Origin of the sequence: Candidatus Poriferisodalis sp., assembly GCF_965208895.1 — a bacterium.
Taxonomy (GTDB): Bacteria; Actinomycetota; Acidimicrobiia; order Acidimicrobiales; family Poriferisodalaceae; genus Poriferisodalis.
The window spans coordinates 4,282,085-4,295,321 of sequence record NZ_OZ242363.1 but is presented as its reverse complement, the minus strand read 5'-3'; the positions used below and the strand labels follow the sequence as shown (position 1 = coordinate 4,295,321).

Here is a 13,237-nt window from a genome sequence, read left to right as displayed (position 1 = left end):
CGCCACAGTCCGAGCGGTACTCCGCCGACATCTTCCGAGAGTACTCAGCCAGACACCGTTCAGACGGGCGAACCCTTCCGTTGTCGCACAATTTGTCTCCCGCTCTTGTTCGCTGCGCTCACGGGCCGCTCGGGCCACGGCTTCGCCTATCGGCTCAGCCTCAGGTTTGCGCGTCGCTCTCAGTGCCGAGGTACGCAGCACGCACGGCCGGGTCGGCCTGCACCTCGTCGGGAGTGCCCACGCTGATCACCTGGCCCTGGTCGAGCACGTAGATCCGGTCACTGATGCCGGTGATGAAGTTCAGATCATGGTCGATCACCAACACGCCGGCGTCGACCGCCGCGGCCATGTGCCGAATTCGCCGGATCATCTCATCGGACTCGGCATCGCTCATGCCGCTCGTGGGCTCGTCCAGCAGCAGGTACGCCGGTGCCATGGCCGCTGCCCGGGCCAATTCCAGGCGGCGGGCGCTGCCGTAGTCGAGCTCTCGGGCGCGGCGGTCCCGTACCTCCCACAGGCCGGCTTCGGCTACGAGTGCATCGACCGACGGATGGGTCCCTGGCCGGTGCCGGGCTGCCACGCGGCTGGCCAGATCCACGTTCTGGCGTACCGTCAGCGCGCCGAACAGCCGCAGATTCTGGAACGTCCGCAGCAACCCGGCACGGGCGATCTCGTGGCTCGACTCGGTCCTCAGGTCGCGCTCGCCGAGCTTGAACCAGCCTTCGGCAGGTTCAACCATGCCCGTGATGACGTTCACCAGCGTCGTCTTGCCGGCGCCGTTCGGGCCGATCAGCCCGACGACCTCATCAGGCGCCACGCTGAGACCAGCCCCATTTAGCGCCCTGAAGCCGCCGAAGTCGACAACGATGTCGCCCACCTCGAGGATTGCGCCTTCATGAGGTACCTCAGCGTGCAATCCCACCGGCGCGACCTCAGCCAGCGGTTCAGGCCGTTCGGGAGACTTGCGGCCATTCCAACGACGCCAGAGCCACCCATCCAGCTCCCAGTCCCCAACCAGGCCGTCGGATCGGAAGATCATGAAACCGAGCATTGCCAGGCCCAAGAACACTGTTTGCAGGTTCTCGCGGAATACCCAGTCGAGCGATCCGGCATCAAGACTGAGGCCGAACACCTCGAAGCCGTCCTGGCCCAGGCGTCGGGCGAATTCGCGCCCGACGGTCATCACTGCGACGCCGACAAGCGCGCCCGTGACGCTGTTGCGCCCGCCCACGATCAGCATGGCCAGTGTCAGCAGCGTGTAGCTGAAGAAGAAGTTGTCGGGCAGGATCGAGCCGTTCTCGTACACCCTCAGCGACGAGCCGACGCTCACGACGACGACCGAGATGAGCAGCGCTGCGGTCTGCTGAACGAGCGGATTGACACCCATGGCGCGTGCGGCCAGATTGTCTTCGCGGGCGGCTACGGCGAGCTTGCCGCTGCGGCTCTGAGCGAAGAGCCGCGCAAGGATCAATGCTCCCAGCAGGCACAGGTAGATCGGGAGCCTGCTGTCGAGCGCTGCCCCGATCTTGAACGTGAGGCCCGCACGGTTTCCGCCGGTCAAGTCGGGCCAGTTGCGAGCCACCTCGTGAGTGACGAACAGCAACGCGAGGGTGATCACGGTGGCCGCGACAGCACCGGATTCCGCGCCCGAGCGCGCTAGTCCGATACCCACGACGAGCGCGACGATCATCGTCACGCCGATAGCGACCGCACCGGCCAGCACCGGGTTGAGGACCACTTCGTCCAAGCCGAATGGAGCGTCGGGAATGCGCTTGAGCTTCTCTTCGGGGCTGATGGCGAAGACCGCGAACGCGTAGCCGGCGATCGCGCCGAAGCCGATGTGGCCGAACGACAGCACGCCGGTGTTGCCGACATAGATCTGGATACCGAGCACGATGATGGCGTCGATCAGCATGACCGTCACCAGCCGTTCGGCGGCGCGACCCTGAAAGCTCTGGTAAATGAGCGCGCCCGCTACGAAGACTGCGAAGAGCAGGGCGCATCCCGCGAGGGGGAAGCCGACGTCACGTCCGAGTCGGGGGAACATCGAACCCGACCGATCAGACCCGCACAGCGTGCTTGACGGTGACGAGGCCCTGCGGCCTGAAGATGAACAGCAGGGCGATCAGCCCGAACACCACGCCCTCGGTGAGGCTGGCGACGCTGTCGGGCAGCCGTGAGCGCAGCAGCACCTCCGCCAGCCCCAGCATCAATCCGCCGATCACCGCTCCCCGCAGACTGCCCAAACCGCCGATCAGCGCAGCCAGCACGCCCTTGAGCATCGGGGTGATTCCAGCACTGGGGCTGATGCTGCCGGCTCGCATCAGCCAGAACACCCCGGCAATGCCCGCCAGCAGTCCCGAGAGGGCAAACGCCCCCCGGATCACCGTGTCGGAGCGCACACCCATCAGCCGAGCAGTGTCGAAGTCGGCGGCAGCCGCCCGCAGCGACAACCCGAACATGGTCCGCTGCAACAGCAGCGTCGTGCCGATCAGCGTGATGACCGTCACCACAATGACCACGGTGTCGTACACCTCGATGTTGAGCGGGCCGACCGAGTAGGTGTTCGTCACCCATGAGGGCCGGTGGAACGGCTTGACCGAGGCCGACACGTACAGCAGGAAGATCGCGGAGATGACGAAGTGCACGCCGAACGACGTCAGCAGCAGCGTGAAGTCCGAGCTGCCCCGCACTCGCGAGAAGGCCACCCGCTCGATCGCCAGCGAGGTCAGCACGGCGCTCAGCACGATCAGCGGCGTGACGATGTACCACGACCACTCGCGCCCCAGCGTCCACAGCGCGACATAGCCGCCGACGGTGATGAGCTCGCCATGGGCGAAATTCAGCAGGTGCATGACGCCGAAGACGACCGCGACACCCAGTGCCAGCAGCGCATAGATGCTGCCCCGGCCGAGACCGTCGATGAGGTTCTGCGCCAGCTCGGTCACGATGCGGCGTCTCCGCAATCGCGGGGCGCGTGTACGCCCACGACCGGCAGACCTTCGTCCGTTGCGACAACCGACCCGACGAAGGTGTCGAACAGATCGTCCTGCTGACTCAACTCGGTTCCCGTGCCTGAAGCCACCACCTCGCCGCTGCGCAGCACGTACGCACGGTCGGCCACCGCCAGCATTCTTGCGGCGTTCTGTTCCACGACGAGCAACGTACGGCCCTGGTCGCGCAGCGTGCTGATCAGCTCGAACACCAGGTCCACGAGCACCGGAGCGAGACCCAGCGAAGGCTCGTCCATCATCAATAGGCGAGGAGCCGACATCAGCGCTCGCCCGATGGCCAGCTGTTGCGCCTCGCCGCCCGAGAGATAGCCGGCCGGGACGTCCCACTTCTCCTTCAGCACGACGAAGCGCTCAGCCATTTCGTCCAGCAGCTCGGCGCGCTTTCTGGCGGGCACCGTCACTCCCCCGATCCGCAGGTTCTCCTCCACCGTGAGGTCGGCGAAGATGCGGCGGTGCTCGGGCACGAGCGCCACGCCCGAGCGCAGCAGCTGTTCTGGCGGGCGGCCGGTGATGTCCTGGCCTTCGAAGGTCACGCGGCCTTCGGCTGGAGCCAACAGTCCCGAGATGGACGAGAGCAAGGTGGTCTTGCCCGCGCCGTTGGGCCCGATGAGGCCGACGACCTCACCGGACCCGACGCTGAGGGACGCGCCGCGCAGCGCAGCGATTGAGCCGTACCGAGCGGTGAGGCCTTCGATTTCGAGCATGGAGACCGAGATCTGCCGCCTATGTCCGCTGGTGCCCGCTGGGACGGCTGCCGTTGCGGGCCTACTTGATGGTGATCGTGTCGACGAGTACGTCCTCGCCATCGGTGATGCGGTTGATCGGCACTGCCTTGGGCGGGATGCCGTTCGTGCCTGCGTAGGTGATTTCGCCCGACAGCCCCTCGAATCCGGAGAGCTGCTGGACGGCCTCGCCGATCGCGGCTGTGTCATCGCAGCCGCAATCGAGCATGCCCTGGATGCCGACGAGCATCGAATCGACATACAGCGCCATGAAGCCGCGGCTGTCGAGCGCCTCGCCGTTGAGCGCCTCGAACCCGGCGAGCATCGAATCGATGCGGTCGCCCGCAGTGATGCTCGTGTGCGGCGTATGGGCGATGCCCTCATTGTTGGCCTCGAATTGGATGCCCGTGGCGTCGAGGGCGTCGGTGCCGACGTAGGTGAGACCGTCGAGCCCTTGGCCTTCGAGCTGACCGCGCAGGGCCGTCACCTGAAAGCCGAGCGCTGCGGAGAACACGACCTCGTTGTTCTCCGAGATCTGGGCGATCTCGTTCACCTGCGAGGAGAAGTCGGTGTCTCCGGCCCACACGTAGGTCTGTACGCTCACCACCTCGCCGCCGCCGGCTTCGAACGCCGCGATGAACGCGTCGGGGTTGACGCCGGTGTAGGGAATGCCCTCGCCCTCGGTGAACACGATCGCCCGAGTGATGCCTTGATCCAGCGCCCACTGGGCTGCCGCACCCGACATCTGGTGATCGTCGAAGGTGACCAGGTATGAGTTGATGGACGCATCGGCGAGCGTCGGCTCGGTGGACGCCGCCACGAACAGCGGGACGGTCCCGCCGGTGGTCTGCAGGATCGGCAGCGCGAAGTCGGCGAACGGCGGGCCGATCAGGAAGTGCGCACCCCAGTCGAGAAGGTCATTGGTGGCAAGCGCAGCGTCGTCGCCCACTTCGGCAACCCGCACTTCCACCGGCCGGCCGTTGAAGCCGCCGCGGCAGTTTGCGAGCTCTGCGATGTAGGGCACCAGCTTGGAGCCCGGGATGTCAACGAAGCCGACTACATCGCTGAAGTCCATCGCCATGCCCACACGGATCGGATCGCCGCCCGGCGCCTCTTCGCAGTTCGACAAATCAGCGCTCAGTATGTGGTCGATGTCGATACTGGTCATCGTGACGGCAGCAGCCGGTGCTTCGGTGGCTGCAGGCGCTTCGGTCGCGGCGGGCGCCTCGGTGGCAGCCGGCTCGCTCTCCGTCGTGTCGTCGTCGCTGCCGCATGCGGCACCGAGCAGCGCAACTACGGCCAGCAAAGCCAAGATGCGTCGTTTCATGATGGGCCCTCCCCGTCGATCGAATCGATGCTAGCCCCCCGTGGAAATTGGCTCGTATAGGTTCTGCTGACCGTTTCCGCACATGAAGCTACGAGGACCAGCAATGGCCAATGAACGTGTCCGAATGCTCTGGCCTGACCACCTCGGGCTTGCCCGCGGCAAGTACCTTCCTGCGGCCCTGGCTCACGAAGGCACCGGGCACGCCGCGGCCGTGTACAGCCTCGCGTACGACCGTTCATTCATCGCCGCACCCGGGTCGGGCGTACTCGACGGCTTTCCCGACGTGCATGCCACCTTCGAAGAGTCCGACCTGCGGCCCGGCTGGGACGACGACAGGACCCAAGTAGCCGTCTGCGACCTGTCGCAGGGCGGCGAGCCGTTCCGATACTCCGCTCGTTACGCCCTTCGCAAGGCAATCGCCGACTGGGAAGCCTTGGGCTACCGCCCCATGGTGGGCATCGAGTTCGAGGCATACGTGCTTGAGCTCACCGAAGAGCACGGCTGGCAGCGCTGGGACACGCCCGAGTCGTACGTCTACGGAACCGGCCGCCTGGTGGACCCCATCGGCCTGATCGACGACATCGTCGATCTCGCAGCCGGCAGCGACATCACGCTCGAATCGGTCAATGCCGAGTTCGACTCGGGACAATTCGAGCTGACGCTTCGCTATGCCGATGCGCTGCGGGCTGCCGATGACGCCTTTCTGTTCAAGGTGCTGGCCCGCGAATGCGCCATGGACCGCGGTCGCCGGCTCACGTTCCTGGGCAAGCCCTATGCGGATCTCGAGGGCAATGGCGTCCATGTGAACTTCTCGCTGCTCGATGCCGACGGCAACAACGTGCTCGCCGATCCCAGCACTGACGACGGACTGTCCGGCTTGGCGAAATCGTGCCTGGCCGGACTGTGCGCTCACCATCAGGGACTCACGCCGCTGTGTTGCCCGACGGTGAATGCCTACCGGCGCCTGCGGCCGTTCACGTTCAGCGGCCGGCGCGCCAACTGGGGCTATGACCATCGCGTGGTCGGCACCCGTGTGCCGGCTGAGCGCGGCACACGGACGCGCATCGAATCCCGTCTGGCCGATGGCGCCTGCAACATCCACACGGCGATTGCCGCCGTGCTGCAGGCGGCGCGTCTCGGTGTGGTCGATGAGCTCGAATGCCCCGCACCCGAGACCAACGACGGCATGGAGGCCTGGAACACCGAAGTGACCTCTGCGCTCAATCTGAATGATGCGCTGGGCGACCTGCGTGCAGACGGCGCACTTGGCGAGGCCGTGAGCAGCGACTTGGTCGACAACTTCCTGGCCATCAAGGACGCCGAGTGGGAGCGCTACGTGGCAGCCGTCGGCGAGCCTGTCGACGAGATCAGCGACTGGGAGATCAACGAGTACCTCCCCTACCACTGAGCCTGCGGCAGCGGGTCGCTGTTCGAGTCTCCACGAGCATCGTTCTCTGCGCAGTGCTGCCGCCTGAGGCGGCAATTCTGCCCACGTCAGGGTCGGGGCGCCTTCTCTGCGCAAGACTGCGGTTCACGGTGGCGAAATTGCACAGACCTGGGGTGCCGCACGACAAGTCAGGTGAATTCGATGTAGCGATTGCGCTCCCACTCGGAGATGTCGTCGCCGACCGGGTCGCAGCCGGCCTCGGTGAACTTGTCGAGCTCGGCCTTGGCCATCAGCACGAAGTTCGTCGAGAATGCCTCCCCCAACGCTGCGGCGAGTGCGCTTCCCTCATAGGCCGCGATGCCTTCGGCAGCGTTTGCGGGCAGCGGCACAGCGTCGCCGGCGTCGTCGTACTGGTCGCCGACGCTCATGGGCCCCGGGTCGGCGCCGCGTTCGAGCCCGTCGGCGCCCGCTGCCAGCAGGCCGGCGATAATGAGGTAGGGGTTCGCGTCGGCACCCGCTGCCCGGTACTCGACCCGATTCGCGCTGCCCGCTCCCACCGTGCAGCGGCACATCACCGAGCGGTTGTCGAGCCCCCAATGCACGTGGGTGGGGGCGAACGTGTAGGGGCGCACCCGCTTGTAGCCGTTGGGCACGGGGCTGCCCAGCAGCGACAGCGCCGCGGCATTGTCGAGCTGGCCGCCGAGCCAGTGCGACATCACCTCGTTGGGGCCGTCGGTGGAGCTGGCGAACGCGTTGTGGCTCGCAGCCTCCTGCGGGCGCTCGCCGCCGGCGGGAGCGCGATCGCCCACCGACACGAGGCTCGTGTGTACATGCATGCCGCTGCCCGACGGCGCGGTCCACGGCTTCGGCATGAACGTGGCCTTGAGACCGGTCTCCTCAGCGATCTCCTTCACAATGCTCTTGTACAGCGCTGTGTTGTCGGCGGTGGTCATGGCATCGGAGTACTGCACGTTGATCTCGATCTGGCCGGGTCCGTACTCGGGATTCGACGATTCGACGGGGATGCCGGCGTCGATCATCGCGAGGCGCATCGCCAGCAGCACCGATTCGACGTCAGCGCGGTCGGTGAGCGACGAGTACTGGATGTGGCTCTGGGTGTGCGACCAGTCGGCCTCGCACAGGTAGAACTCCATCTCGGTCGCCACGAGCGGGCTGAAGCCGAGCGCCCGGCAGCGTGCGATCTGGTAGGTCAGCACTGTGCGTGGGGCGATGGGGTGGAGACGGTGCGGCGGTTCGAGACTGTCGGCGAACACCAATGCGTAGCCGGGGCGGTGGCCGAAGATGCGCAGCGTGCCCAGATCGGGAACCAAGTGGGTGTCGAGAAAGCCGAGGCCCATGTTGATGTACGGGCTGTCGACAAGATCGTTGTGCAGGTCGAAGATGTAGATGGCGTCGGCAAGGTGACATCCGCCCTCTGCGATCGAGCGCAAGAAGTGATCGACCGGGAAGCGCTTGCCTCGAAGGTGCCCGTAGGTATCGACGATGGCGACCTCCACGGTGTGCACGTCGGCTCCGCTCAAAATGCCCTTGATATCGGCGACGGTTGTCACAGGCTTGCCTCCTTGGTCCACCGGAACATCTGCACACACTTACCATTCGCCCATGACACGCGGAGCCGATTTGACCGCACAGATCGATATTGCCGACGCGAGCCGCTACGGCAACGGCATCCCCTGGGAGGACTTCCGCGCCCTGCGGCAGCAGCCGGGGCTGCACTGGAACCGCTACGAAGACCACGGCTTTTGGGCGGTGACGCGCCACGCCGACGTGTGCGAGGTGTCTCGCCACCCCGAACGATTCTCGTCGGCGATTGGGCACGTCAACTTATGGGACCTCGAAGCCGATGCGCTGGAAGCGCGCCGATCGATCCTCGAGCACGACCCGCCCGCGCATACCCGCCTGCGCCGGGTGGTCAGCAAGGCGTTCACTCCCCGCCAGATGCGCCGCTACGAAGAGCGCACGCGTCAGATCGCCGACGAGCTGCTCGACGCTGTCGTCCGGCAGGGAGGCGGTGACTGGGTGGACCTGGTCGCGGCGCCGCTGCCGATCCGGGTCATCATCGCCATCTTGGGCGTGCCCCCGCAAGATGCCGACTACATGGTGGAGCTGTCGAACCATCTGGTCGAAGGCACCACCGAGAGCCAGTCGCTGCCGCCTGACGCCTACGGCAACACCACGCCGTTGCGCCTGCTCCCCTTCGGGAGCCCCGCCGCGTGGGGGCTGTACGAGTACGGCGCGAAGCTCGGCGACGAGCGCTTGGACCACCCCGCTGACGACGTCGTCAGCCACCTCGTGCACGCCGAGGTCGGCGGCGACCGTTTGACAGCGACCGAGTTCCGCAACTTCTTCCAGGTCCTGGTGTTCGGCGGCAATGAAACGACGCGCACCGCAATCACCCACGGGACGATCGCGTTCGCCGAGCACCCCGAGCAGTGGGACCGGCTGGTTGCAGACCGCGAACTGCTGCCCAACGCCGTGGAGGAGGTCATCCGCTGGGCGTCGCCGATCCTGCACATGCGACGAACCGCCGCAGTGGACACCGAACTGTCCGGAACCCAGATCGCCGCAGGCGACAAGGTCGTCATGTGGTACCCATCGGCCAATCGGGACGAGGCGCTGTTCGACCAGGCCGACGAGTTCGACATCGGGCGGGCCGACAATGCCCAGATTGCTTTCGGAGGCGGCGGGCCGCACTTCTGCCTGGGTGCCTTTCTCGCCCGCATGGAGCTGACCGTGCTGCTCGAAGCGATGCTGGACCGCGGCATCCGGCCGGCGAGCGCCTCGAATCTCGTGCGGATTCCGTCAAATTTTGTCCACGGCGTCGCTTCGGTGGAGGTCTCGGTCGACGTGCCTGTCGGCGGTCCACCGGCGTCTGTGCGAGCCTCCTGCAACAATCTTTGACTGTGAGCACCTGGGCGGAGCCGTATCTGGACGACCTCGGGCCTGACGACGCCAACATCTCCGACCACGACGTCTGGACCCAGGGCGTCCCGCACGCCACGTTCGCCCGTATGCGACGGGAGGACCCCGTGGCGTGGGTCGAGGAAATCGACGGGCGCGGCTACTGGGCCGTCACGAAGTACGACGATGCGTTCCGCATCAGCCGCGACACCCAGACGTTCACCTCCGCGCAGGGCATCCGGCTCGAGGACATGGCGCCCGACGAGCTCGAAGCGCGTACGACGATGATGGAAATGGACCCTCCTGAGCACACGCGGTACCGCCGCCTGGTGAGCCGCGGGTTCACGCCTCGTGTGGTCAACACGTACGAGGCGGCCATCCGGGGGCTTGCCTGCGAGGTGCTGGACCGGGCACTGACCACCGAACGCTTCGACTTCGTCACCGAGGTGGCGACGGAGCTGCCGATGCGCATGCTGGGCCGGATGCTGGGGACCAGCGATGAGGACGGTCACCAGCTCGTCGAGTGGGGTGATGCGCTGCTCGGCAACACCGATCCCGACTTCACCGACTACCCCGTCGGGCTTGTCGACACCGACGACTTCCGCTTCATGCCGTTTCGCAGCCCGGCGACGGTGGAAATCTTTCAATACGCAGCGCAGCAGGCCGCTGAGCGGCGCGAGTGGCCGACCTCCGACGTGATCAGCCAGCTTCTGGCCCCCACCACCGACGGCACGCCGCTCACCGATCTCGAGTTCAAGAACTTCTTCACACTGCTGATCGCGGCCGGCAACGACACCACCCGCTACACGATGACCCACGGGCTGTGGGTGCTGATGGCTCATCCCCATCTGTTTGACCTGTGGCGCACTGCGGTGCTGGCCGGCGATGAGACGCTGACCACGGCAGCGGTGGAGGAGGTGCTGCGTGCCAGTTCGGTCACGACGCACTTCCGGCGCACGGCGACATGTGACACCGAGATCAACGGCACCAAGGTGCGGGCCGGCGACAAGGTGGTCCTGTACTACATCAGCGCGGATCACGACGCCGACCGGTTCCCTCACCCATTCCGGTTCGATCTGGCGCGCACCGACAACGAGCACATGGCCTTCGGCCGCAATGGACCCCACTTGTGCCTCGGCGCTTGGCTGGCCCGCATGGAGATCAAGGTCGTGTTCGAGGAGCTGCTGCGGCGGGTCGTGCGGATCGAGCAGGACGGGCCGGTGGAGCGGCTGCGCTCCAACTTCATCTCCGGCATCAAGCACCTGCCGGTGCGCGTCGTCGACCTGGCGGCATGATGCTCGCCGAGTACTCATCGGCAAGTGCGGAAGATCACGTGAGAGCCCTGGTCGTCACCCACGAGAAGACGTCGCGACCCGGATTCGTCGGTGATCGGCTGACCGAACGGGGCGTCGATCTGGCTGTCCACGTGATGGTGCCCGACAACACGCGGCCCGCAGACTTCCAGCCGCTGCCTCAGGAAGACTTCGATGTGCTCGTCGTGACCGGTTCGTATTGGTCGGTCTACGAGGACGCCATCGAACCCTGGATCGGCACGGAGCTGGACCTGATCCGCCGTTCCCATGAGGGCGGCACGCCGGTGCTGGGCATCTGCTTCGGTGGCCAAGCGCTGGCAGCAGCACTCGGCGGATCGGTGGATCGCTCCCCTGAGACTGAGATCGGTTGGTACCGGATCTCACCGCCCGAAGGCGTCGACTTGCCGATATCGACCGGTCCCTGGATGGAGTGGCACCACGATCGCTTTCACCTGCCCGACGGGGCCGAGCTGCTCGCCAGCACCGAGATCTGCCCGCAGCTCTTCCGGATGGGCCGCAGCGTGGGCACCCAGTTCCATCCCGAGATCAACGTGGAGCTCGCCAGCGAGTGGCTCTGGGCGGCCAGCGACGACTACCTGGAATCGGTCGGCGTGGTTCGCGAGGACATCCTGGCCGCCGTGACGCGCAACGAGGCCGCGAACCGGCGCAATTGCTTCGACCTCGTCGACTGGTTTCTCGACGACGTGGCCCAGTCCTAGCCGAAGGGCTCGGCGCTCTAGCCGGCGAGCCGCTCGCTGAGGTACTCCGCGACTCGGGCAATGCCGTCGTCGGCTTCGGGGAAGAGGCCAGCCATCGAGTGCCAGACGTGGATCATCTCGGGCCATACCTCGAGGGTCACGTCGACGCCACTGGTGCGGGCCTTGTGTGCCAGCCGCTCGCTGTCGGACAGCAGGACTTCGTCGTCGCCGCAGTGGATCAGCAACGGCGGCAGGCCCGAGAGATCGCCTTCGAGCGGTGACGCGTATGGATCGGCGGGATCGCCGTCTGCGCCGAGGAAGACACCGGCGATCCGGGTGAGATCGTCAGCGCTCACCATGGGGTCGCGGTCGGACCGGGTGACGGCACTCTCCCCCGTGCCGGACATGTCGACCCATGGCGAGATCGGCACGGCTGCGGCCGGCAGCGGCAGCCCGAGGTCGCGCAGCTTCATGAGCGTCGACATCGTCAGCCCGCCGCCTGCCGAGTCGCCGGCAATGGCGATCTTGTCGGCAGAGTGGCCGCGGTCGAGCAGCCGGCGATACACCGCAACCGAGTCCTCCACCGGCGCAGGGTGGGGATGCTCGGGCGCGAGGCGGTAATCGACCGAGAGCACCGGACAGCCCAGCTTCAGGGCCAGATTTCCCGTCAGATTCCGGTGCGAGCCGATCGACCCGGCGACGTAGCCGCCGCCATGGACGTACTGCACGATGGCGTCACTGCTGGTCTCATCGGGTGTCTGCAGCTCGCACGAGACACCGTTGGCGACGACCATTTCACCGCTCACGCCGGTCGGCAGCGGTCGGGCAGTGAGCTCAATGCCCTTGCGCATCGCATCGATGTCGGCAGGCATTGCCTGCGACGCGATGATCTCGCGGATTCTGTAGAACGCTTCGCTCGCCATCGAGCCCTCCCCTGCTTCGGCCCGCATCGGATTGATCCCGATCGGCCGCCACAACGTAGCCATGTTGGCGAGACGGGGCCCAGCTCAGCCTCCTAGTGTCCGCGGTGAGCGACGCGGCTCTCGGAAGGGGATCCCATGCTGCTGGAGAACAAGATCGCCATCGTCACCGGCGGTGCATCAGGCATCGGCGAGGCCAGCGCGAAGCGCTTTGCTGCTGAAGGTGCGTCGGTGCTCGTCGTGGACATCCGCCGAGAGCGAGCCGAGAGCGTGGCAGAGGCCATCACCCGAGACGGCGGCGAAGCGCACGGCTTCGGCGCCAATGTCGCGGAGCCTGACGACGTCGAGGCGATGGTTGCCGCGGCCGTGGATCGCTGGGGGGGTCTCGACGTGCTGTACAGCAATGCAGGCACGATCCGTCCGGGCACCGCGGTGGAGCTGCAGCCTCGTGACTGGGATCTCGTGATGAACGTGAATGTCCGGTCGGTCTATTTGGGCGCCAAGTACGCCGTGCCCGCAATGGAGGCCCGCGGCGGCGGCTCGATCATCAATACGGCGTCAATCAGCGGCCTGCACGGCGACGGCGGCTCGGTCGTGTATGCCGCGTCCAAGGCGGCAGTCATCAACCTGACGCGGGCGCTGTCCACCGATCACGCTCCCGACGGCGTTCGCGTCAATGCCATCTGCCCAGGCACCATCGAGACTCCCCCGGTGCAGCGGATGATGCAGGACCCAGCTGCGCTCGAACGAAATCTGGCAGCGCACGCACTGCGCCGCCTCGGCCATCCCGACGAGATCGCCAGCGTCGCGACTTGGCTCGCCAGCGACGAGTCGTCATTCGTCTCCGGCGAAGCCATCGTGGTAGACGGCGGCCTGCGAGCCCAATCACCCCTGGGCCGCCTAGCCGACCCCCGCCCCACCCACCTCCGCTGAC

Annotated in this window: 11 protein-coding genes; 5 read left to right on the top strand and 6 right to left on the bottom strand. The window is 66.4% G+C overall.

What is annotated here, in order from left to right; translation table 11 throughout:
• Nucleotides 1–160: 160 nt before the first annotated feature.
• From ACOGJB_RS19295 to ACOGJB_RS19280, 4 genes are all read right to left on the bottom strand, one after another.
• On the bottom strand, nucleotides 161–2,047 hold the full coding sequence (locus ACOGJB_RS19295) for an ATP-binding cassette domain-containing protein (RefSeq protein ID WP_419838693.1): 1,887 nt from the start codon (nucleotides 2,045–2,047) through the stop codon (nucleotides 161–163).
• 13 nt (nucleotides 2,048–2,060) lie between these two features.
• Nucleotides 2,061–2,948: a branched-chain amino acid ABC transporter permease gene (locus ACOGJB_RS19290; RefSeq protein WP_419838692.1), complete on the bottom strand. Its 888-nt coding sequence runs from the start codon at nucleotides 2,946–2,948 to the stop codon at nucleotides 2,061–2,063.
• Complete coding sequence (locus tag ACOGJB_RS19285; protein ID WP_419838691.1) at nucleotides 2,945–3,718, bottom strand: ABC transporter ATP-binding protein; 774 nt, start codon at nucleotides 3,716–3,718, stop codon at nucleotides 2,945–2,947. The genes ACOGJB_RS19290 and ACOGJB_RS19285 overlap by 4 nt, the downstream gene beginning before the upstream one ends.
• 61 nt (nucleotides 3,719–3,779) lie before the next feature.
• The gene (locus ACOGJB_RS19280; protein ID WP_419838690.1) at nucleotides 3,780–5,063 is read right to left on the bottom strand and encodes an ABC transporter substrate-binding protein; all 1,284 of its coding nucleotides are present in this window, start codon (nucleotides 5,061–5,063) and stop codon (nucleotides 3,780–3,782) included.
• A 124-nt stretch (nucleotides 5,064–5,187) separates the two neighbouring features.
• Here ACOGJB_RS19280 and ACOGJB_RS19275 point away from each other — a divergent pair, with 124 nt between their 5' ends.
• Nucleotides 5,188–6,471: a glutamine synthetase gene (locus ACOGJB_RS19275; protein WP_419838689.1), complete on the top strand. Its 1,284-nt coding sequence runs from the start codon at nucleotides 5,188–5,190 to the stop codon at nucleotides 6,469–6,471.
• A gap of 167 nt (nucleotides 6,472–6,638) precedes the next feature.
• Here the strand turns inward: ACOGJB_RS19275 and ACOGJB_RS19270 are convergent, their stop codons facing one another.
• Nucleotides 6,639–8,021, bottom strand: coding sequence for a glutamine synthetase family protein (locus ACOGJB_RS19270; protein WP_419838688.1), 1,383 nt, complete (start codon nucleotides 8,019–8,021; stop codon nucleotides 6,639–6,641).
• A gap of 52 nt (nucleotides 8,022–8,073) precedes the next feature.
• On the opposite strand from ACOGJB_RS19270, the gene ACOGJB_RS19265 reads away from it, so the two are divergent.
• The 3 genes from ACOGJB_RS19265 to ACOGJB_RS19255 are packed head-to-tail and all read left to right on the top strand — an operon-like array spanning nucleotide 8,074 to nucleotide 11,404.
• Nucleotides 8,074–9,372, top strand: a complete 1,299-nt coding sequence (locus ACOGJB_RS19265; protein WP_419838687.1) for a cytochrome P450 — start codon at nucleotides 8,074–8,076, stop codon at nucleotides 9,370–9,372.
• Nucleotides 9,373–9,374: 2 nt separating this feature from the next.
• Entirely contained in the window at nucleotides 9,375–10,667 is a 1,293-nt protein-coding gene (locus ACOGJB_RS19260) for a cytochrome P450 (RefSeq protein ID WP_419838686.1), read from the top strand.
• A 38-nt stretch (nucleotides 10,668–10,705) separates the two neighbouring features.
• Nucleotides 10,706–11,404 (top strand): type 1 glutamine amidotransferase, encoded by a 699-nt coding sequence (locus tag ACOGJB_RS19255; protein WP_419838685.1) that lies wholly within the window; start codon nucleotides 10,706–10,708, stop codon nucleotides 11,402–11,404.
• Between the two features lie 17 nt (nucleotides 11,405–11,421).
• Here the strand turns inward: ACOGJB_RS19255 and ACOGJB_RS19250 are convergent, their stop codons facing one another.
• Nucleotides 11,422–12,369, bottom strand: a complete 948-nt coding sequence (locus ACOGJB_RS19250; protein WP_419838684.1) for an alpha/beta hydrolase — start codon at nucleotides 12,367–12,369, stop codon at nucleotides 11,422–11,424.
• 72 nt (nucleotides 12,370–12,441) lie between these two features.
• Here ACOGJB_RS19250 and ACOGJB_RS19245 point away from each other — a divergent pair, with 72 nt between their 5' ends.
• A complete protein-coding gene (locus tag ACOGJB_RS19245; RefSeq protein WP_419838683.1) occupies nucleotides 12,442–13,236 on the top strand; it encodes an SDR family NAD(P)-dependent oxidoreductase in 795 nt (264 codons plus the stop codon).
• Nucleotide 13,237: the final 1 nt, after the last annotated feature.

Excerpts from the sequence above, each read along its gene's own strand:
- ACOGJB_RS19295 (WP_419838693.1), bottom strand. The coding sequence starts at position 2,047 with ATGTTCCCCCGACTCGGACGTGACGTCGGCTTCCCCCTCGCGGGATGC.
- ACOGJB_RS19285 (WP_419838691.1), bottom strand. The coding sequence starts at position 3,718 with ATGCTCGAAATCGAAGGCCTCACCGCTCGGTACGGCTCAATCGCTGCG.
- ACOGJB_RS19280 (WP_419838690.1), bottom strand. The coding sequence starts at position 5,063 with ATGAAACGACGCATCTTGGCTTTGCTGGCCGTAGTTGCGCTGCTCGGT.
- ACOGJB_RS19275 (WP_419838689.1), top strand. The coding sequence starts at position 5,188 with ATGCTCTGGCCTGACCACCTCGGGCTTGCCCGCGGCAAGTACCTTCCT.
- ACOGJB_RS19265 (WP_419838687.1), top strand. The coding sequence starts at position 8,074 with ATGACACGCGGAGCCGATTTGACCGCACAGATCGATATTGCCGACGCG.
- ACOGJB_RS19250 (WP_419838684.1), bottom strand. The coding sequence starts at position 12,369 with ATGGCTACGTTGTGGCGGCCGATCGGGATCAATCCGATGCGGGCCGAA.
- ACOGJB_RS19245 (WP_419838683.1), top strand. The coding sequence starts at position 12,442 with ATGCTGCTGGAGAACAAGATCGCCATCGTCACCGGCGGTGCATCAGGC.